Below are 17098 nucleotides of genomic sequence, written 5' to 3' on the forward strand. Positions count from 1 at the left end.
GGAGCGGATGATGCGGGACGCGAAGATCACGCAGATCTACGAGGGCACCAACCAGATCCAGCGCATCGTGATGGCCCGCAACCTCCCGTAACCCCCCGCACGGCACACACCGGAGCCCCCGGCCGACCTCCTCGGCCGGGGGCTCCTGGCGTTCCGCTGGAATTGTTGAGGTCCTATAAGGCCCGGCTCGTGGAATCGGCTCGCTGACACACCTGAACGGCCCTCAATGCCATGGCAGGGTGGGTGATGAGGTGAAATCGCCCCGCGTCCACCGGCGGGGCGAGTTGTATCAGTTTCACAATCTCCACAGAAGCCATGGAGGTATTTCGATGGGTACTGACAACAATCGGACCCCGGCCCACGCGCTCGAACCGGTGCTGGTCACCGGCCTCGGGGCCACCACCCCGCTCGGCGGCGACGTCCCCTCCACCTGGTCCGCGATGCTGGCCGGCCAGGGCGGCATCCGGCCGATCGAGGCCGACTGGGCGGCCGGGCTCCCGATCCGGATCGCCGGGCAGCTCGCGGTCGAGCCGTCCGAGGTGCTCGACCGCGTCCAGGCACGGCGGCTCGACCGCTGCGAGCAGGTCGCGCTGATCGCCGCCCGCGAGGCCTGGGCCGACGCCGGCGCCCCCGAGGTCGACGGCGAACGGCTGGCGGTGGTGATCGGCACCGGCACCGGCGGAGCGCTCACCATGCTCGGCCAGGACGACGTCCTGGAGGCGTCCGGCGTCCGGAAGGTCTCCCCGCACACCGTGCCGATGCTGATGGCCAACGGCCCGGCCGCCTGGGTCTCCATCGAACTCGGCGCCCGGGCCGGCGCACACACCCCGGTGAGCGCCTGCGCGTCCGGTGCCGAGGCCATCGCGCTCGGCCTGGACCTCATCCGCCTCGGCCGGGCCGACGTGGTGGTGGCGGGCGGCGCCGAGGCGTGCGTCTGTCCGCTGCCGCTGGCCGGCTTCGCCCAGGCCAGGGCCCACTCGCTGCGCAACGACGAGCCCGGCCGCGCCTCCCGCCCCTTCGACGTCGACCGGGACGGTTTCGTGATCGGCGAGGGCGCGGCCGTCGTCGTCCTGGAACGGGCCGGCTTCGCCGCCGCCCGCCGGGCCCGCGCCCACGCCGCCCTGGCGGGTGCGGCGGTCACCTCCGACGCCCACCACATCACCGCGGCCGCCGCCGAGGGCCAGGTCCGCGCGATGCGCCGGGCGATCGCCGAGGCCGGGCTGTCGCCGCTGGACATCGCGCTCGTCCACGCCCACGCCACCTCCACCCAGCTCGGCGACCTGGTCGAGGCCGAGTCGGTCACCGCGGCGATCGGCGCCCACCCGCTGGTCACCGCCACCAAGTCGATGACCGGCCACCTCTTCGGCGCGGCCGGCGCGCTGGGCGCGCTGGCGACCGTCCTCGCACTGCGCGACGGCGCCGTCCCGCCCACCCGCAACCTGGAACGGCAGGACCCGGCGGTCAAGCTGGACGTGGTCGCGGGCGCCGCGCGCCGGGGCCCGCTCGGCGCGGCGCTCACCAACGCGTTCGGCTTCGGCGGCCACAACGCCTCGCTGGTGTTCACGCCGGCGCCGTGAAAACCGGGGGACCGGCGGGCGGGCGCTCACTAGTCTGACCGCCATGTCCACACCCACGCCGACGGAATCGGCGCCGGAGCCCGCCCTGCGGCTCGAACCGGTCACCCCGAAGAACATCGACGCCGCCCTGGAGCTGAAGGTCCGCCCCGACCAGGAGCACCTGGTCGCCCCGGTGGCCACCTCGCTCGCCGAGGCGTACGCCTACGGGGAGACCGCCTGGCCGAGGCTGGTCTACGACGGCGAGCGACTGGTCGGCTTCCTGATGGCCTTCTTCGACGTCGTCTTCCGGCCCGGCGATCAGCCGCGCTCCGGCCTCTGGCGCCTCAACATCGCCGCCGACACCCAGGGCCGGGGCTACGGCCGCTTCGCCGTCGAGCAGGTCGCCGCCGAGATCCGCCGCCGCGGCGGCACCCGGGTCTGCGTCACCTACGTACCCGGGGAGGGCGGTCCGGCGGGGTTCTACGCCCGCCTCGGCTTCCGGCCGACGGGCGCGTTCAGCGGGGACCAGGAGGTCGCGGAGCTGGAGCTGCCGCCGGGCTGAACGGGAGGAGGGCGGGCGACCCGGCCGTGTGCCGGGTCGCCCGCCCGTTCCGCGGGCCGTGCTCGGCCTCAGTGGACCAGGAGGAACTTGGTGGTCGGGACGCTCGGGCCGGTGGCGCAGTCCAGGTTCGAGGTGGTGGCGCTGTAGGTCCAGCCGCGCGGGACGTCGCACGCCCACATGCCGTTCACCGGCGTGCGCAGGTGGAAGGTGGTGGACGGGACGCTGCTCCCGTACAGCAGGCTGCAGGAGGTGCTGCGGCCGGTGAAGTCATAGGTGAAGGCCGGGGTGCCCACGCACGCGGTGAGACCGTCGTACGGGGTGCGCAGGTGGTAGGCGTTGGAGATCACGCCGGACTGCTGGCTGCACGAGTAGCCCCAGGAGATGGAGTCGTAGACGAAGGCCGGCGTGCTCATGCACGCGGTCAGCCCGTCGACGGGGGTGCGCAGGTGGAACTGCGGCGAGTTCCAGCTGCCGCCGCCGCTACAGCTGCGGTTCATGGACACCTGGTCGTAGACGTAGCCGGCCGGGACGTCACAGGCCCACACGCCGTCCAGGCCGGTGGCGGTGGTCGTGGTGGTCGTGGTGGCGGAGGCGGGCGCGGTGGCGGCGGCGCCGGAGAGCAGCAGGGCCAGCGCGGCGAAGGCCGCGAGCAGGGCGCTCCGGAGGGTACGGGCGGTTCGTGCGACGGACATGGTTCTCCTTCGGTGGAGGAGGTGCCGATGGGTGCACGGTGCTGGCGGCGGCGGACGCGGGTGAGCGTTCACTGCCGCCGACGGTTCTAGCACGTACGGCGGACCGTCAGCCCGGTGCTCCGCCCCCGACGATCATTCCGCCGGCCGCCGTCTACGCGCCCACGTGCGGTTCCTCCGGTTCATGTCAGCCGATCGGCGTCGCCGCCCGTCCGTGGCTACGGGGCGAGCCCGGTCAGTGGGACAGGAGGAACCTGGTGCCCGGCACACCCTGGACGGCGGCGCAGTCCAGGCCCGAGCCGGTGGCGCTGTAGGTCCAGCCGGACGGGACGCTGCACGCCCACATGCCGACGGCCGGAATCCGCAGGTGGAAGGTGCTGGCGAGGGTGCCCGACGACTGGCTGCACGTGGTGCTGTGGCCGATGGAGTCGTAGGTGAAGCCCGGCGCGCTGGTACAGGCGGTGAGGCCGTCGACGGGCGTGCGCAGGTGGAACTGCGGAGTGTTCCAGCTGCCGCCGCCGCTGCAGGCGCGGTTCATGGACACCCCGTCGTAGACGTAGCCGGCCGGGACGGAACAGGCGTAGGTGCCGTCCAGACCGGTGGTCGTCGTGGTGGTGGCGGAGGCGGGCGCGGTGGCGGCGGCGCCGGAGAGCAGCAGGGTCACCGCGGCCGAGGCCGCGAGCAGGCCGGATCGTGCGGTGCGGAAGGTACGTGCGACGGACATGGTTCTCCTTCGGTCGAGGAGTTGCCGGTGGATGCACGGTGCACGGTGCAGGGGGCGGTGGTCCGCGGGTGAGCGGTCACAGCCGTCGACGGTTCTAGCACGCACGACGAGCCGTCAGCCCGGTGCTCCGCTCGGGACGATCATTCCGCCGGCCGCCGTCTACGCGCCCGCGCGCACGTCCTCCGGTCCGCGTCAGCCGATCAGCGCCGCCACCTCCTGCCGCGCCTGGCGCAGCCACTGCGCGCGCTCGCCGGCCGAGGAATCGGTCACCGTGCGGAACACCCGCCTGCGAACGTCCGTCACACCGACGTAGGGCAGCACGCACGCCGCCCAGATCCGCTCCAGCGGATCCCCGAACTCCTCGCGCTCCCGGGCCTCCGGGGTGTCCGAGGTGTTCAGCACCAGCGCCCGCCCGGCCCGCAGCAGCCCGACGGGCTCCCCGTCCGCCGACCCCAGCTTGTACGCGACGCCCGGCACCATCACCCGCTGCACCCACCCGGCGAGCACGGCGGGCGGCATGCCCCACCAGTTGGGGTGGACGAGGACGAGGGCGTCCAGCGTCGCCACCTCGGCCCGGTGCAGCGCGAGCTGCCCGTCCTCGGCGGACGCGCTCGCGGCCACCGTCTCCGTGTCCTCGGCGCCGAGCAGCGGCGAGAACCCCTCGGCGTACAGGTCGTGCGCGACGACCTCGGCGCCCTGTTCCCGCAACTCGTCCACCACGGCCTCGAACAGCGCGTGGTTGAAGCTCCCCGGCTTCGGATGCGCCAGATAGACCCCGACCCGCATCTTCACAGTGTCCCCTTCCGCCCCTCGCGATCGGCCGATCCTAACCCCGGTAGGGTCGACCGCCGTGACCACCACGGAGCCCGAATTCCTCGCCGCCGCCCGGACGTTCTACGACGCCGTCGCCGCCGACTACGCCGACCGTTACGGCGGCGCGCTGGCCACCGCGACCTGGGACCGGGCCGTGCTGGCCGCCTTCGCCGAGCTGGTGACGACGGCCGGCGGAGGCCGCGTCGCCGAACTCGGCTGCGGCCCGGGCCGGATCACCGGCCACCTGGCCGCCCTCGGCCTGGAGGTCACCGGCCTCGACCTCTCCCCGCGGATGGTGGAACTGGCCCGGGCGGCGCACCCGGAGATCCCCTTCCAGGTCGGTTCGCTGCTGGACCTGCCGTATGCCGACGGCGAGCTGTCCGGCATCGTGGCCTGGTACTCGATCATCCACACCCCGGCCGGGCAGTTGCCGAGGGTCTTCGCCGAGTTCCACCGCGTCCTGGCCCCGGGAGCCCCGCTGGTCCTCGCTTTCCAGGTCGGCGACGACGCCCTGCGTATCGAGGACCCCTTCGGTCACCCGGTCACCCTCGACTTCCGCCGCCGGCAGCCCGGCGCTATTGAGCGGTTGGCCACCGAGGCGGGCCTGAAGGTCACCACCCGCCTCATCCGCGAAGCGGAGGAGGGCGAGCGGACCCCGCAGGCCTACCTGCTCGCCCACAAGGCGGCGTAGCGGCTACCTGTCCACGCCCGTTTCCGCTCCCTGGAAGACGGCGAGTGCCCGGTCGAGGGCGTCTGCGGCCTCCTCGAAGCGCCCCATGGATCCGTACGCGAATGCGACGAGGACCGAGCCGGTACCCACCTCGAACCGGCCACTCGTTGAACGGCGGGGGGCCAGGGCAGCCCTGCCCACTTCCGCAGCCTCCTCGTACCGTCCCGCCTGGACCAGCTGGATTCCGAGGCCGGTGATGGTCGCGTCTTCGGCGCGGTGATCGCTGGCGAGCGGTAGGGACTCCTCACCCCGCATCAGTACCTGTGTGCGATCCGCGACCTTCAACAGACTCCCGAGAGCGCTCCAATTGACTAGGGACGGGTGGGTTCTGGCGACCTTCCTGACCGCGACGAGGACCCCCAGGAAGGCCTTCAGGCTGTCGTGGATCACCAGGATCCGTGCCAGCTCCAGGCGCTTCTCGGCGCGGCCGGTACGGGACATCACTGCTGCCTTGAGATTCTCGCGTTCGGCCACCAGCCAGGCAAAGCCGCTTGCCTTGTCGGTGAACCTGTCCGTGCCGGACCGGCTCATGTTCGACCGTGGTCCGGGCGGTACGACGGCGTGTCCGTTGTTCACGTAATACGCCAGTAGCCGAGCCCACGTGACCCTGCGTACTTCCTCCCCGTCCCCTTCCGCGAGCCGCGCCGCGAACAGCCGCACGAGGTCGTGCGCCCGCCACCGCCCCGACCCCACCGGCTGTTCCGCCAGCAGGTTCGCGCGGGCCAGCGCCGCCAGGTGTCGCCGTGCTTCCGCCTTCCCCAGTTCGGCCAGCACGGCGACCGCCTCCGTCGACACGTCCGGCCCCGGGTTCACCGTCGTGAGCCGCAGGACCCGGGCCGTTTCCTCCGGCAGTCGCCGGTACGAGAGCTCGAACGCCCCCGCCACCGCGAGCGACATCCCGCCGCCGTCCCCGTGCCGCAGGGCGTCCAGCCGGTTCCCCCTGTCCGCCAGCTCCTCCGCCAGATCGGCGAGCGGCAGCCCCGGGTCGTCCACCAGCAGCGCCGCCGCGATCTGCAGCGCCAGCGGCAGGTGCCCGCAGTGCTCCGCGATCGCCGCCAGCGCCTCCGGCTCCGCCGCCGCCCGCCCGTCCTCCGGCCGGGCCCGCCGCAGCGCCGTCGCGACCAGTTCCCCGGCCTCCGCCGCCCCCAGCACCCCGAGCGGCAGCAGCCGCGCCGGGAAGCCGGGGGAGTGCAGGCTGTCCCGCGAGGTGACCAGCAGCCGATGGCAGGAGTCCGCCGGTACCAGCGGAGCGACCTGCTCCACCGCCGAGGCGTCGTCGGCGAGCACCAGCACCGCACCGTCCCCGCTCGCCCGCCGGGCCAGCTCGGAGCGGTACAGCCCGGCCTGTTCCTCCGCCGTCGGCGGCACGTCGTGGTCGCGGACGCCGAGCGCCCGCAGCAGCGCGCCGACCGCCTGCTCGCCGCTCACCGCCACCCCGGGCCGGTAGCCGCGCAGCGGCACGTACAGCACCCCGCCCGGGAACCAGCCGCGTCGCACGGCCTCGTGCGCCGCGTACAGTGCGAGCGCCGTCTTCCCGACACCCGCCAGCCCCGCCACGGCGGACACCAGTACCGGCCCGCCGTCCCCCGCCGAGGGCGCGAGCAGCGCCAGGAGCGCCTCCGACACCTCGCCGCGCCCCACCAGGTCCACCGGGGGCGCGGGCAGCGACGCGAGCGCCGTCGGCGCCGGTCCACCACCGACCGCCCCGAGGGCGACGTGCATGGTTCCGGCCTGGAACACCTTGCCGACGTCGCTGCCGCTGACCTCGTTGCGGACCCTGTCCTCCCCGTTCTTCACGCCGCCATCCTGGCCCACGCACCGTCCCGAGGGGGGCCGATTCCGTTGATCACCGGTCGGCGGAGCGTGACCGGACGCCGGGGGGTGCCGCGCGTCGGGACGTCCGGCATGCCATGATCCCTGCATGGGTTCCAACGTTTTCTTCGACATCACCATCAACGACGAGCCGGCCGGCCGCATCGTCTTCACGCTCTTCGACGACATCGTCCCGAAGACCGCGCGCAACTTCCGTGAGCTGGCCACCGGCCAGAACGGTTTCGGCTACGAGGGCTCGTCCTTCCACCGCATCATCCCGGCGTTCATGCTGCAGGGTGGCGACTTCACCCGCGGTAACGGCACCGGCGGCAAGAGCATCTACGGCGAGAAGTTCGAGGACGAGAACTTCCAGCTGAAGCACACCAAGCCGGGCCAGCTCTCCATGGCCAACGCGGGCAAGAACACCAACGGCTCGCAGTTCTTCATCACCACCATCGTGACCAACTGGCTGGACGGCAAGCACGTCGTCTTCGGCGAGGTCGTCGACGGCATGGACCTGGTGACGAAGATCGAGAACCTCGGTTCGCAGAGCGGTGCCCCGAAGGCCAAGGTCACCATCGCCAAGTCCGGCATCGTGGAGTAAGGGCTCGCCCCTTCAAGCCCGCACTCGGACGCGGCCCGCACACCAAGGCGGGCCGCGTCCGCGCGTTTGCGGAGCACGCCGGAGCAGGAAGTCGGCGGGTCCGACTTCCTACGCTCCGCCGCGGCGCAGGGCAGCGGCGACCAGCCCTTCGAGCGCCTCGCGCGGCACCCCCCCGCCGCTCACCAACCGGTCGAAGACCAGCCCGTCGATGCAGGTCGCGGCGATGCGGCTCACGCCCTCCCGGGTCGCGATCCGGGCGATCCTCCGGCACCGCACCTGGGTGCCGCCGCGGCTCGCGGTCGTCGGCTGAGAGCCCTCCCGGCGGCGGCCGGGCGGCGCCAGGAGCTGTTCAAGGTGCGGATTCGGCCTGGCCCGATGGTGGGCCGGCGTCTCTGGCAGTCCGGGATCGTGGCGCGTTCTGGCGTGACGGATGCCGAGTGGGCCTTGGCCGAGCAGTGGGTGACGGCCGGCGCCGCTTACGCGGTCGACCGGCCGGTGGTGCGGGTTCCGTGGCGCAGGGTGCTCTCCCGCGCATGGGCGAGGCGGCGCAGGCTCAGCAGGATGGGCTCGTAGAGCACGGTGAGGGCCACGGCTGCCTCGATCTGCTCCGACGGGCTCTCGTACTCCTGGACCATGTCCAGGTCGTGCGCTGCCAGCCGGGTGGCCTGGTGGGCGTACGGCACCAGGTGGTCGAGGTCGTGCGGGTAGCCGAGTGCGGCCAGCGCGGCCAGCGCGGTGACGAGCGCGCGGTAGGGCCCCGATGAGGCGTCCTCGCAGTTCGTCCAGCCCAGCGAGTCGAGCAGGAGGTCGGCCTCGCGGCGCGCGGCGGCGGTGGCCCGGTCGTCCTGGTCGGGCTGGGTCGGGCCGGGGGGCAGTGCGCCGACGGCCATGCCGAGGCGGTCGTTCTGGTCGAGGCTCTCGTCGTCGATGGCGGTCAGGACCTCGCGGGCCGTGGCGATCGGCATCCGGCCGATCTGGATCAGCGCCCGCACCAGCCGCAGCCGACGCAGGTGTTCCTCGCCGTAGTCGGCCTGTTTGGCGCTCACCAGCACGCCGGGCGGCAGGAGTTGCTCCCTCAGGTAGTACTTGATCGTCGCGGTCGGGAGCCCGCTGCGTTCACTCAGTTCCGCGAGTCGCATCCACTTGCGCCCTTCGTAAAGATAGTGCAAATATCCTACAAGGATAGTTCAGCTACCCATCAAGCGTGGCCGAACACGGCTCGCCGAGGAGGCACTTCGTCATGGCAGCAACACTGATCCGGGGCCGGACCACCGCCGATCACGAGGGTTCAGTGGTGGTGTTCCACATCGGTATGCGAATCAACCGGTTCCGCGCGCTGCGCAGTTGGTGGCCGGCCTCGGCCGCGATGCCGCGCATGCTCAAGGAACTCGCCGAGGATCCGCACAGCGGGCTGCTCGGCTACCGGATGCGGCTGGGCCTGCCTCGGGTGCTCGAGTTGGTCCAGTACTGGGAGTCTCCGGAGAAGCTGCTCGCCTATGCCGCCGATCAGGACCAGGAGCACCGGCCGGCCTGGGCGGCCTTCAACCGCCTGGCTCGCGAAGGTGCGGGGAACGTCGGCATCTGGCACGAGACCTTCGTGGTGCCGGCCGGCTCCCATGAGGCGATATACATCGACATGCCGCCGTACGGCCTGGCCGAGGCGACGGGCACGGTCCCGGTGGCGCGGCGCGGCGAAACGGCCCGTGAGCGAATGGGGCGTCCGGCGGCGCCGTGAAGCGGTCCCGCACCGCCGTGGCAACGGCCCGGTGGCAGCCGCGGGGCCATGCGGTATCCGTCACGTCAGAACGCGCCACGACGCCGAGTCCTGCCGGAGACGCCGGCCCACCATCGGGCCAGGCCGAGATCCGAATCTTGAACGGCGCGCTGCCGGAGAGCCGGGGCGAGGTGGACGTGGAGGCGCTGGCGCGCGAGGTGTTGCGGGTGGTGTTCGGGGGTGGGGCGGAGTAGGAAGTCGGCGGGGCCGACTTCCTACTCCGGGTGGGGCGTCAGCGGATTTCGATGGTGATCGACTCGATGACGACGGGTTCGAGCGGGCGGTCGCCGGGACCGGTCGGGGTGGCGGCGATGGAATCGACGACCTTCTGGCTGTCGGGGTCGGTGACCTCGCCGAAGATGGTGTGCTTGCGGTTGAGGTGCGGGGTGGCGCGGGTGGTGATGAAGAACTGGGAGCCGTTGGTGTTCGGGCCCGCGTTGGCCATGGCGAGGAGGTAGGGCTTGGTGAAGAAGAGCTCGGGGTGGAACTCGTCGGGGAAGGCGTAGCCGGGGCCGCCGGTGCCGTCACCGAGGGGGTCGCCGCCCTGGATCATGAAGTTGGGGATGACGCGGTGGAAGGTCGTCCCGTTGTAGAGCGGGGCGGTGGTGGGGGAGTTGGTCGAGGGGTCGGTCCACTCCCGGGAGCCTTCCGCCAGTTCGACGAAGTTGCGCACGGTGCGAGGGGTGTGGAACTGGAAGAGCTTGGCGGTGATGGAGCCGTGGTTGGTTTTGATGACGGCGTAGTGCTGCGAGCCCATGGGGTGGGGAGGACCTTTCGATCGAGCGGCCGGACCCGCCCGATCCTGTCACGAGGGCCCATATTCACCCGTTCGTGAGCGCCGAACCGGGCCCCTCGACTCGCCGTTCCGGTACCCTTGAGTGCAATTCGCCTAAAGATGTAGTGATGAATCCCGTGTGGCTCCTCGCCGGTCGGGCGAGGAGCCACACGGGGGTTCAGGTCAGGCCTAGTGTTCGGCGTGGTGGTCGAACTCGCCGCTCTTGACGCTCTGGAGGAACTCAACGAACTTGCGAGGCGCGGTGCGGATGACGATCTCTCCGCTGTCGGACTCACGTAGTTCGATCAGGCTGTTCGCAGTGCGTACTTCGACGCACTCGTTTGACGCGCCGCTGTAGCTGGACTTCTGCCATGCAGACTTACTCATACTTGCCCTTCAGCTCACTTGCGATGTTCCGGATGAAGTCTCGTGAGGCATCCTCGGAAAGAGCCGTGGAGTCCAGCCCGGCGAATGTCGCACGCTGGTTCGCCAGATCCGCCTGTGAGTGGAAGAAGAGGACGCCCTGTGCGCTGTCCATCTGCAGGGTGTCCAGCTCCGGAACCTGGCCTTCGGCGTACATGATGTTCTCGCCGGCGCCCGGGAAGGTATCCATGTCGAAAGGCACCACCCGCACGGACATGCTGGGCTGTTCGGAAGCTTCAATCAGGGCTGCGAGTTGGTCGGCGAGTACCCTCGGGCCTCCGAACTGCATCCGCAGTGCGGCCTCGTGGATGAATGAGACATACGGTGTCCGGCGGCCCCGGACCACGCGCTGACGTTGCACGCGGAACGCGGTCCTGACATCGATGTCGTGGCGGGGCAGCGGCGGGGAAATGCGAGAGAAGACCGCCGAAGCGTAGGTCCCGGTCTGCTGCAGCCCCGGGATGTAGGTGGTCGCCCACGTATAGAGCTTGTGGGCATGGGCCTCCATCTCTGCGATCTCCAGGAAGTCTGTCGGTAGGACTCCCTGATATTCCTCCCACCAGCCCTTGCCGCGCTCGATGGCCATCTCGACGAGTGCGTCGACGAGGGCCTGGTTGGTGCACTTGCAGACTGCGGCGAACGAGCGCACGCGCTCGGCGCTCACGCCGATCTTCGCGCTTTCCATCTGCGTCACTACCGACGGGCTCGCGCCGAGGAGTCTCCCCAGCTCGGTGCCGCCGAGGCCGGCCTGCTCGCGCATCTTGCGTAGCTCTGCGCCGAGCCGTCGCTGGCGAAGAGTCGGGTTGCTGCGACCGGGCATGGTGTCCTTTCGGCGTCGAGTGTGGCCAGTGTGCCGCGCGGGCCACTGGAGGGTCCAACCGGAAGCGAAGCTCCGGACGCAGGCCCCTCTCAAGGGGGAACTTTGGGCTTCGGCACTAAATTTTTAGTGACCGTGCGCTATGGTCGTCTCACGATCGACCAGACGAGTCGTCAGAAATGCCTATTTCTCCGGCAGTAGGTACCTGCTGCCCGGGCGCCGAAGAGCAACCGCACCGGCCTGGCTCACGGCGACACCTCCCCAACTCCCTCACCACCACCCCACGGAGGTCTCCTATGTGTGCCCTCAACCCGCCCGACTGGTCCGCCGCCCGCGACGAGCTGCGCTCCGCCCTCCTCGCCTCCCACTGGCACCCCGACGCCATCGCCGACGCCGAGCTCGCCCTCCACGAGCTCTACGTCAACGCCTGGCGGCACGCCGGCTGCCAGGCCCCCCGCGTCATCGTCGTCCTCCGCCCCCGCACCCTCCGCGTCTCCGTGTGCGACGACAGCCCCACCCTCCCCGAACCCCCCGCCACCCCCGCCGACCCCTACTCCCTCTCCGGGCGCGGCCTCCACCTCGTCCGCGCCCTCACCCACCGCTTCGGCGCCACCCCCACCAAGACCGGCAAGGTCACCTGGTTCGAGCTGGACGCCGCCGCGTGAACGCCCCCCTCACCCCCGGCGACCCGACCCTGCGCACCTACACCGACCTCGAAGTCACCTACCTCCTCCGCGAACTCCACGAGCGCGGCAAGCCGTTCGGCATCCAGTGGGGCTCCGCCGCCGTCAACGGCACCACCATCGACGGCCGCCTCCTCGTCGACTTCGGCGACACCTCCGTCGCCACCCTCCTCAACCTCCTCACCCTCCTCCGCGAGGGGATCAGGACCCCGTGAACTTCCTCATCGGCGCGGCCTTCGCCGCCCTCCTCGCCCTCGCCCTCACCACCGTGATCACCGGCGTCATCACCGCCCTCAAGGTCCACCACCACATCGACGACGACCAGCCCGACTGACCCCCGAAAATCCGATCGAACGGGCGAGTTCCGCTTGCTACGCTCGCCGGATGCCATCGGTCAAGAAGTTCCAGGTCACCTTCGACTGCGCGGAACCCACGCGCCTGGCCCGCTTCTGGTGCGAGGTGCTGGGATACGTCGCCTCACCCCCGGACGGGTTCGCCACCTGGGACGACTTCGACCGCTCGGAGTCGCCCGACAAGGAGCCCCAGTACTTCGCCTGCACCGACCCCGCCGGCGAGGGCCCGCGCGTGCTCTTCCAGCGCGTTCCCGAGGGCAAGGTCGTCAAGAACCGGCTGCACCTCGACGTCCGCGCCGGCACCGGACTCGTGGGGGAGGAGCGGCTGGCCACCCTCAAGGCCGAACGCGACCGGCTGGTGGCGCTCGGCGCGGTCTGCCTGTACGTCATGGAGGCCGACGGCGAGAACGAGTCCTGCATCGTGATGCAGGACATCGCGGGCAACGAGTTCTGTCTCGACTGACCCATGGACATCACCCTGCGCGAAGTGCGGGACGGCGACCTGCCCGCCCTCTTCGCCCAGACGAGCGACCCCGAGGGGATCCGCCTGGCGGCGTTCACCGCCGAGGACCCCTCGGACCGCGCGTGGTTCGACGCGCACGGGGAGCGGCTCCGCCGCGATCCGGCCGTCCTCGTGCGCACCGTCGTCGGCGTGGACGGGGAAGTCCTCGGCCACGTCGGCGTGTTCGGTCCGTCCGAGGAGCGCGAGGTCACCCGCGGATTCTTCGTGGTGACCCGCCGTGAGCACGGCTTCGCGAACGCTCGCGGCGAGGAGATCGACGAGGTCGTCCTCACCCTCTCCGGCTGACGCCCGCTCGCCGCCACACCACCCGGACGGGTGAGCGGCGTGCCCGGCCCCGGCGCGCCCGCCCGTCCGGCCAACCCCCGCGCGGTACCCCTTCGATGCAACCGCCCTCGCACCGAAACGGGTACCCATGACCCTCCGCCGTCCGGCCCAGGCCGCCCTGGTCCTCGCTCTCGCCTGCCCCGTCCTTCCCGCCGCCCCCGCCTGGGCGGTCCCCACCGCCCGGGCGATCGTCCAACCCCCGCTCCCCGTCGAGGACTTCCCGTCCCAGGTCGCCCGGGCCTGCGACACCTGGCGCGCCCTCGGCTGGCCCGGCAACCCCCAGCCGGTCGACTTCCGCCTCCCCGGCCCGCAGTACGTCCGCGGCAGCAACCCGTACCGCAACCGCAGCGGCGACCTCCCGTCCGGCGGCACCTACCGCGAGTACGACGTCAACCCCCGCCCGACGCCCACCACCCGCCGTGACGCCGAGCGCCTGGTCCGCGACGCCACCACAGGCGATGCCTGGTACACCGCCGACCACTACGCCAACTTCCGCGAGATCTCCGATGGCTGCTGACACGCCCGACGCGGCCGATACGCCCGACGCGCCCCTCGGCCCGGCCCGGTGGGACCTCCTGCCCGGCCGGCCCTGGGCCGGGTTCGCCATCGGCACCCACCGGCTCCGCCTCGTCCGCGGCGACCACTGCCGCACCAGGGCCGCCCTGTTCACCGAGTGGGCCGAATCCCTGGCCTTCCCCAGCTACTTCGGCCGCAACTGGGACGCCTTCGAGGAGTGCCTGCACGACATCCTCCACCCGCCCGGCGCCGGGACCACCACCCACCTCCTCGTCCTCGTCACGGCCGCCGACGCCCTCCTCGCCGACGAGCCGCCCGCCCAACTCTCCACGCTGCTGGCCATCCTGGACGCGGCGGCGGCCACCACCCTCAGCACCGGCTCACCCCTCCGCGTCCTCTTCGCCACCACCCCGCCCCGCGCCGCCCTCACCGAACTCCGACTCCGTTCCGCCGGCCGCGCCATCTGACCGCGCGCCGGGGGCGGAGTCAGCCGGAACCGTAGGCGCGGAGGAACACCTCCACCGCGGCCTCCGCGACGGCCTCCGGGTCGGCGTCGGGGCGGTACTCCAGCGGGCCCGTGAGCAGGGCGAGGAAGTGCTCGGCGGCGGTCTCCGGGTCGCACGCGCGCAGGCGCCCGGTGAGGACCAGGCGGGCCAGGCGGTCGGCGAGGGCGGAGCGCAGCCGCAGGGCCGTCCGCTCCCGGGCGCTCGCCGGCAGGTCCGGGAACCGTGCGGCCTCGGCGCCCGCCGGCCGGTGGACAGCGCGCGCGTCCTCGTCGTGGCAGACCCGCAGCAGGCCGCGGCGTAGCGCGCCCCGCCGCCCCCGGCCCTAGGAGGCGACCTCCAGGAAGGCCAGCACCGCCAGCACCCGGCGGTGGTCCTCCTCCGAGGGCGGCAGGTCGAGCTTGAGGAAGATGTTGGTGGTGTGCTTCTTCACCGCCCGCTCGGTGATCACCATGCGCTCGGCGATCGCGGCGTTGGAGCGCCCCTCCGCCATCAGCTGCAGCACCTCGCGCTCCCGGGGCGTCAGCCGGTCCAGCGGCTTCCTGCGGCCGGTGCTGTCGACCAGCGTGGCGATCACCTGCGGGTCGAGCGCGGTGCCGCCCGCCACCACCCGGTGGACCGTCTCCACGAACTGGTCGGGGTCGAACACCCGGTCCTTCAGCAGGTAGCCGATCGCGCCGTGTCCGTCGGCGAGCAACTCCTTGGCGTAGAGCTGCTCGACGTACTGGGAGAGCACCAGCACCGGCAGTCCGGGCAGGTGCCGTCGCGCCTCCATCGCGGCCCGCAGGCCCTCGTCGGTGAACGTCGGGGGCAGCCGCACGTCGACCACGGCCACGTCGGGGTGTTCGGTGAGCAGCGCCTGCAGGAGGTCCGGTCCGGTGTCCACGGCGGCCACGACCTCGAAGTCGTAGGCCTGCAGCATCCGGACCAGGCCGTCCCTCAGGAGGAAGAGGTCCTCGGCGAGGACAACGCGCACGGCAGCTCCATGGTCAGGGTGGTGGGGCCGCCGTGCGGGCTGCGGACGGCCAGGAGTCCGTCGAAGGTAGCAAGCCGGCGCTCCAGGCCGCGCAGTCCGGTGCCGCGCGAGGGGTCGGCGCCGCCTGTCCCGTCGTCGGTGACCTGGGCTTTCAGTAGGCCGTCCGCGTACCAGAGTTGGACGTCGACGCGGGCGGCCCCGGAGTGCTTGGCGGCGTTGGTCAGCGCCTCCGAGATGCCGAAGTAGACGGCGGACTCGACCGGGGCCTCGGGTCGGCCCGGCAGCTCGGCGGAGACGGTCACGTCCAGCGGACTGTTCATGGCCAACGCCCGTACCGCGTCGACGAGTCCGCGGTCCGCCAGGACCGGCGGGTGGATGCCGCGGACCAGGTCGCGCAGTTCGCCGAGGGCGGTCGCGGAGGCCTGGCGGGTCTCGGCCAGCAGCTGCTTGGCGGCCTGCGGGTCGCGTTCGACCAGCCGCTCGGCGACGCCCAGGTTCATGCCCATGGCCACCAGCCGGGCCTGCGCGCCGTCGTGCAGGTCCCGTTCGATCCGCCGCAGTTCGGCGGCCTGGGCGTTCAGCGCGTCGCGCCGGGTCTCGGTGAGGTGGGCGACCTTGCGGCGGGCGGCCAGTGCCTCGGCGTGGGCGGTCGGGCCGAGCAGCGCCTTGGCGAGCGCGGTGTGGGCGCGCAGCGCGGCGGGGGCGAGCGCCAGGCCGGCCAGCAGGACCGGCAGCCCGAGCAGGGCGGCGGTCCGGGCGCTGCCGGCGTCCGTCAGGTGCACCCACAGGTACATGTTGTCGCCGCCGTGGGCCGCGAGGGTCTCCCGGACCCAGGGCTCCAGCAGGCCGAGGACGCCGTAGCCGATGACGGTCAGTGGGAGCAGCAGTAGGGTGAAGCCGACGGCGGGGTCGACGAGCAGCCAGATCAGGTCCCGCCAGGTGGCCGGGTCGATCAGGACCGCCCGGGAGCGCACCCAGAGGCCCCGGAAGCCCGGTTCGGCCTCCGGCTGCGGCAGGTAGGGCTCGCGGATCTCGGTGCCGGACCAGCGGGCGGCCAGGGTGCGCCGCAGTCCGGCGAGCCGGCGGACCGCCAGGGCGATCGGCGGCACCAGCAGGATGCCCACGCCGAGGCCCATCAGGCCGCCGGCGAAGGAGGCCGCGATGAGCAGGGCCATCTGCGGCACCACGAAGGCGGCCAGCGCCGCGCTGTGCACCGTGGCCCGTAAGGCGTCGAGCAGCGGGCGGAGCAGGCGCAGCGGGCCCCGCCCGGTGTCCCGCTTCCCGTTCCCCGCCACGGTGTTGTCGTTGCTCACGACCGTTCCCCCCTCGTGCCGGCCTCGCGGCCGGCTTCTTCGTGTGCTGCCTTTGCGGATCCAAGACTGCCGCAGGGCCGCTCCCCGATCACTGGACCTCGGGACACTCTTTCCGGGACCTGGGTACACCAAGGGCCTTGCGCCGTCGCGGTGCAAGGCCCTTCACCCCCGGTGCCGCGGTCAGCCGTCGGCGGCGTCCACCCGGTTCTGCTGGCGCAGCGAGATCCGGTTGCCGTCCGGGTCGGCCGCCTCGACGCGGATGCCGAACGCGTAGTCCTGCGGCTCGGCCGTGTCGAACACGACTCCGCGCTCGCGCCAGATCTCGAAGTCCTTCCGCAGGTCGTCCGATTCCAGGATGATCGGACCGGGCGCGGTCGCCTCCTCCCGTCCGACCGGCTGGCCCGCGGCCGCGGCGTGGGGCCAGAGGATGATCTCGAACGGGTGGCCGGGGGCGCCGACGGTCAGGAAGCGCCCCTCGGGGCCGGGGTGGTCGATGCGCTTCTCCAGCCCCAACTGCTCGGTGTAGAACCGCAGCGCGCGGTCCTGGTCGGTGACGTAGACCGTGACGTACATGACCCTGGTGAGCACGGTGTTGCCTTCCCTCGGTGGAGCGGTGCCGGACCGGCGC

General features: G+C 72.0%; 26 protein-coding genes. 13 read left to right on the top strand and 13 right to left on the bottom strand.

Annotation, left to right across the window (positions count from 1 at the left end; genetic code table 11):
• The 3 genes from ACFVUH_RS33630 to ACFVUH_RS33640 all read left to right on the top strand — a co-directional run.
• Positions 1 to 91, top strand: a 91-nt coding sequence (locus ACFVUH_RS33630) for an acyl-CoA dehydrogenase family protein (RefSeq protein WP_355372531.1), incomplete at its 5' end; no start/stop codon positions are given.
• 238 nt (positions 92 to 329) lie between these two features.
• Entirely contained in the window at positions 330 to 1577 is a 1248-nt protein-coding gene (locus ACFVUH_RS33635; RefSeq protein ID WP_355373356.1) for a beta-ketoacyl-[acyl-carrier-protein] synthase family protein, read from the top strand.
• A gap of 43 nt (positions 1578 to 1620) precedes the next feature.
• Entirely contained in the window at positions 1621 to 2118 is a 498-nt protein-coding gene (locus tag ACFVUH_RS33640; RefSeq protein WP_387917269.1) for a GNAT family N-acetyltransferase, read from the top strand.
• Between the two features lie 68 nt (positions 2119 to 2186).
• On the opposite strand, the gene ACFVUH_RS33645 is transcribed toward ACFVUH_RS33640, so the two are convergent.
• The 3 genes from ACFVUH_RS33645 to ACFVUH_RS33655 form a co-directional block, all read right to left on the bottom strand.
• The gene (locus ACFVUH_RS33645) at positions 2187 to 2810 is read right to left on the bottom strand and encodes a hypothetical protein (RefSeq protein ID WP_387917271.1); all 624 of its coding nucleotides are present in this window, start codon (positions 2808 to 2810) and stop codon (positions 2187 to 2189) included.
• Positions 2811 to 3042: 232 nt separating this feature from the next.
• On the bottom strand, positions 3043 to 3531 hold the full coding sequence (locus ACFVUH_RS33650) for a hypothetical protein (RefSeq protein ID WP_387917272.1): 489 nt from the start codon (positions 3529 to 3531) through the stop codon (positions 3043 to 3045).
• A gap of 192 nt (positions 3532 to 3723) precedes the next feature.
• Positions 3724 to 4317: an NAD(P)H-dependent oxidoreductase gene (locus tag ACFVUH_RS33655; protein WP_387917274.1), complete on the bottom strand. Its 594-nt coding sequence runs from the start codon at positions 4315 to 4317 to the stop codon at positions 3724 to 3726.
• 64 nt (positions 4318 to 4381) lie between these two features.
• Here ACFVUH_RS33655 and ACFVUH_RS33660 point away from each other — a divergent pair, with 64 nt between their 5' ends.
• The gene (locus ACFVUH_RS33660; protein ID WP_387917276.1) at positions 4382 to 5035 is read left to right on the top strand and encodes a class I SAM-dependent DNA methyltransferase; all 654 of its coding nucleotides are present in this window, start codon (positions 4382 to 4384) and stop codon (positions 5033 to 5035) included.
• A gap of 3 nt (positions 5036 to 5038) precedes the next feature.
• Here ACFVUH_RS33660 and ACFVUH_RS33665 read toward each other — a convergent pair whose 3' ends face one another.
• Positions 5039 to 6871 (bottom strand): regulator, encoded by a 1833-nt coding sequence (locus tag ACFVUH_RS33665; RefSeq protein WP_387917277.1) that lies wholly within the window; start codon positions 6869 to 6871, stop codon positions 5039 to 5041.
• A gap of 124 nt (positions 6872 to 6995) precedes the next feature.
• Between ACFVUH_RS33665 and ACFVUH_RS33670 the strand changes: the two genes are divergently transcribed.
• Positions 6996 to 7490, top strand: coding sequence for a peptidylprolyl isomerase (locus ACFVUH_RS33670; RefSeq protein WP_355373338.1), 495 nt, complete (start codon positions 6996 to 6998; stop codon positions 7488 to 7490).
• A 108-nt stretch (positions 7491 to 7598) separates the two neighbouring features.
• Here ACFVUH_RS33670 and ACFVUH_RS33675 read toward each other — a convergent pair whose 3' ends face one another.
• Positions 7599 to 7724, bottom strand: coding sequence for a hypothetical protein (locus tag ACFVUH_RS33675; protein WP_387917279.1), 126 nt, complete (start codon positions 7722 to 7724; stop codon positions 7599 to 7601).
• Between the two features lie 242 nt (positions 7725 to 7966).
• Positions 7967 to 8629, bottom strand: coding sequence for a MerR family transcriptional regulator (locus ACFVUH_RS33680; RefSeq protein WP_387917281.1), 663 nt, complete (start codon positions 8627 to 8629; stop codon positions 7967 to 7969).
• A gap of 101 nt (positions 8630 to 8730) precedes the next feature.
• On the opposite strand from ACFVUH_RS33680, the gene ACFVUH_RS33685 reads away from it, so the two are divergent.
• On the top strand, positions 8731 to 9225 hold the full coding sequence (locus ACFVUH_RS33685; RefSeq protein WP_387917282.1) for a DUF4188 domain-containing protein: 495 nt from the start codon (positions 8731 to 8733) through the stop codon (positions 9223 to 9225).
• Positions 9226 to 9496: 271 nt separating this feature from the next.
• Here ACFVUH_RS33685 and ACFVUH_RS33690 read toward each other — a convergent pair whose 3' ends face one another.
• From ACFVUH_RS33690 to ACFVUH_RS33700, 3 genes are all read right to left on the bottom strand, one after another.
• The gene (locus ACFVUH_RS33690; RefSeq protein WP_355373329.1) at positions 9497 to 10021 is read right to left on the bottom strand and encodes a peptidylprolyl isomerase; all 525 of its coding nucleotides are present in this window, start codon (positions 10019 to 10021) and stop codon (positions 9497 to 9499) included.
• Positions 10022 to 10228: 207 nt separating this feature from the next.
• Entirely contained in the window at positions 10229 to 10426 is a 198-nt protein-coding gene (locus tag ACFVUH_RS33695) for a DUF397 domain-containing protein (protein ID WP_355373326.1), read from the bottom strand.
• Positions 10419 to 11282 carry a helix-turn-helix domain-containing protein gene (locus ACFVUH_RS33700; protein ID WP_387917283.1) on the bottom strand — a complete coding sequence of 288 codons (864 nt, stop codon included), beginning with the start codon at positions 11280 to 11282 and terminating at the stop codon, positions 10419 to 10421. The genes ACFVUH_RS33695 and ACFVUH_RS33700 overlap by 8 nt, the downstream gene beginning before the upstream one ends.
• Positions 11283 to 11575: 293 nt before the next feature.
• On the opposite strand from ACFVUH_RS33700, the gene ACFVUH_RS33705 reads away from it, so the two are divergent.
• The 7 genes from ACFVUH_RS33705 to ACFVUH_RS33735 all read left to right on the top strand — a co-directional run bounded on the left by ACFVUH_RS33705 (position 11576) and on the right by ACFVUH_RS33735 (position 14145).
• Positions 11576 to 11944 carry an ATP-binding protein gene (locus tag ACFVUH_RS33705; RefSeq protein ID WP_387917285.1) on the top strand — a complete coding sequence of 123 codons (369 nt, stop codon included), beginning with the start codon at positions 11576 to 11578 and terminating at the stop codon, positions 11942 to 11944.
• Positions 11941 to 12177, top strand: a complete 237-nt coding sequence (locus ACFVUH_RS33710) for a hypothetical protein (protein WP_355373317.1) — start codon at positions 11941 to 11943, stop codon at positions 12175 to 12177. The genes ACFVUH_RS33705 and ACFVUH_RS33710 overlap by 4 nt, the downstream gene beginning before the upstream one ends.
• The gene (locus tag ACFVUH_RS33715; RefSeq protein WP_387917287.1) at positions 12174 to 12296 is read left to right on the top strand and encodes a hypothetical protein; all 123 of its coding nucleotides are present in this window, start codon (positions 12174 to 12176) and stop codon (positions 12294 to 12296) included. The genes ACFVUH_RS33710 and ACFVUH_RS33715 overlap by 4 nt, the downstream gene beginning before the upstream one ends.
• Positions 12297 to 12346: 50 nt before the next feature.
• Complete coding sequence (locus ACFVUH_RS33720) at positions 12347 to 12778, top strand: VOC family protein (RefSeq protein WP_387917289.1); 432 nt, start codon at positions 12347 to 12349, stop codon at positions 12776 to 12778.
• Positions 12779 to 12781: 3 nt separating this feature from the next.
• Positions 12782 to 13123, top strand: a complete 342-nt coding sequence (locus tag ACFVUH_RS33725; RefSeq protein ID WP_387917291.1) for a GNAT family N-acetyltransferase — start codon at positions 12782 to 12784, stop codon at positions 13121 to 13123.
• 127 nt (positions 13124 to 13250) lie between these two features.
• Positions 13251 to 13679, top strand: a complete 429-nt coding sequence (locus ACFVUH_RS33730) for a ribonuclease domain-containing protein (RefSeq protein WP_387917292.1) — start codon at positions 13251 to 13253, stop codon at positions 13677 to 13679.
• Entirely contained in the window at positions 13669 to 14145 is a 477-nt protein-coding gene (locus ACFVUH_RS33735; RefSeq protein WP_355373303.1) for a barstar family protein, read from the top strand. The genes ACFVUH_RS33730 and ACFVUH_RS33735 overlap by 11 nt, the downstream gene beginning before the upstream one ends.
• 19 nt (positions 14146 to 14164) lie before the next feature.
• Here ACFVUH_RS33735 and ACFVUH_RS33740 read toward each other — a convergent pair whose 3' ends face one another.
• The 4 genes from ACFVUH_RS33740 to ACFVUH_RS33755 all read right to left on the bottom strand — a co-directional run bounded on the left by ACFVUH_RS33740 (position 14165) and on the right by ACFVUH_RS33755 (position 17058).
• A complete protein-coding gene (locus ACFVUH_RS33740) occupies positions 14165 to 14473 on the bottom strand; it encodes a TetR/AcrR family transcriptional regulator C-terminal domain-containing protein (protein ID WP_387917334.1) in 309 nt (102 codons plus the stop codon).
• Between the two features lie 33 nt (positions 14474 to 14506).
• Positions 14507 to 15157 (bottom strand): LuxR C-terminal-related transcriptional regulator, encoded by a 651-nt coding sequence (locus ACFVUH_RS33745; RefSeq protein ID WP_387917294.1) that lies wholly within the window; start codon positions 15155 to 15157, stop codon positions 14507 to 14509.
• Positions 15121 to 16470 carry a sensor histidine kinase gene (locus tag ACFVUH_RS33750; RefSeq protein WP_387917296.1) on the bottom strand — a complete coding sequence of 450 codons (1350 nt, stop codon included), beginning with the start codon at positions 16468 to 16470 and terminating at the stop codon, positions 15121 to 15123. The genes ACFVUH_RS33745 and ACFVUH_RS33750 overlap by 37 nt, the downstream gene beginning before the upstream one ends.
• Before the next feature lie 180 nt (positions 16471 to 16650).
• Positions 16651 to 17058, bottom strand: a complete 408-nt coding sequence (locus ACFVUH_RS33755; protein ID WP_387917297.1) for a VOC family protein — start codon at positions 17056 to 17058, stop codon at positions 16651 to 16653.
• Between the last annotated feature and the right edge of the window lie 40 nt (positions 17059 to 17098).

The organism is Kitasatospora sp. NPDC058032, assembly GCF_042885845.1.
Taxonomy (GTDB): Bacteria; Actinomycetota; Actinomycetes; order Streptomycetales; family Streptomycetaceae; genus Kitasatospora.

What these genes read in the sequence shown, in the direction of transcription:
- ACFVUH_RS33670 (WP_355373338.1), top strand. Translation starts at nt 6,996, where the DNA reads ATGGGTTCCAACGTTTTCTTCGACATCACCATCAACGACGAGCCGGCC.
- ACFVUH_RS33645 (WP_387917271.1), bottom strand. Translation starts at nt 2,810, where the DNA reads ATGTCCGTCGCACGAACCGCCCGTACCCTCCGGAGCGCCCTGCTCGCG.
- ACFVUH_RS33720 (WP_387917289.1), top strand. Translation starts at nt 12,347, where the DNA reads ATGCCATCGGTCAAGAAGTTCCAGGTCACCTTCGACTGCGCGGAACCC.
- ACFVUH_RS33685 (WP_387917282.1), top strand. Translation starts at nt 8,731, where the DNA reads ATGGCAGCAACACTGATCCGGGGCCGGACCACCGCCGATCACGAGGGT.
- ACFVUH_RS33735 (WP_355373303.1), top strand. Translation starts at nt 13,669, where the DNA reads ATGGCTGCTGACACGCCCGACGCGGCCGATACGCCCGACGCGCCCCTC.
- ACFVUH_RS33695 (WP_355373326.1), bottom strand. Translation starts at nt 10,426, where the DNA reads ATGAGTAAGTCTGCATGGCAGAAGTCCAGCTACAGCGGCGCGTCAAAC.
- ACFVUH_RS33655 (WP_387917274.1), bottom strand. Translation starts at nt 4,317, where the DNA reads ATGCGGGTCGGGGTCTATCTGGCGCATCCGAAGCCGGGGAGCTTCAAC.
- ACFVUH_RS33650 (WP_387917272.1), bottom strand. Translation starts at nt 3,531, where the DNA reads ATGTCCGTCGCACGTACCTTCCGCACCGCACGATCCGGCCTGCTCGCG.
- ACFVUH_RS33680 (WP_387917281.1), bottom strand. Translation starts at nt 8,629, where the DNA reads ATGCGACTCGCGGAACTGAGTGAACGCAGCGGGCTCCCGACCGCGACG.
- ACFVUH_RS33725 (WP_387917291.1), top strand. Translation starts at nt 12,782, where the DNA reads ATGGACATCACCCTGCGCGAAGTGCGGGACGGCGACCTGCCCGCCCTC.
- ACFVUH_RS33690 (WP_355373329.1), bottom strand. Translation starts at nt 10,021, where the DNA reads ATGGGCTCGCAGCACTACGCCGTCATCAAAACCAACCACGGCTCCATC.
- ACFVUH_RS33635 (WP_355373356.1), top strand. Translation starts at nt 330, where the DNA reads ATGGGTACTGACAACAATCGGACCCCGGCCCACGCGCTCGAACCGGTG.
- ACFVUH_RS33730 (WP_387917292.1), top strand. Translation starts at nt 13,251, where the DNA reads ATGACCCTCCGCCGTCCGGCCCAGGCCGCCCTGGTCCTCGCTCTCGCC.
- ACFVUH_RS33705 (WP_387917285.1), top strand. Translation starts at nt 11,576, where the DNA reads ATGTGTGCCCTCAACCCGCCCGACTGGTCCGCCGCCCGCGACGAGCTG.
- ACFVUH_RS33640 (WP_387917269.1), top strand. Translation starts at nt 1,621, where the DNA reads ATGTCCACACCCACGCCGACGGAATCGGCGCCGGAGCCCGCCCTGCGG.
- ACFVUH_RS33700 (WP_387917283.1), bottom strand. Translation starts at nt 11,282, where the DNA reads ATGCCCGGTCGCAGCAACCCGACTCTTCGCCAGCGACGGCTCGGCGCA.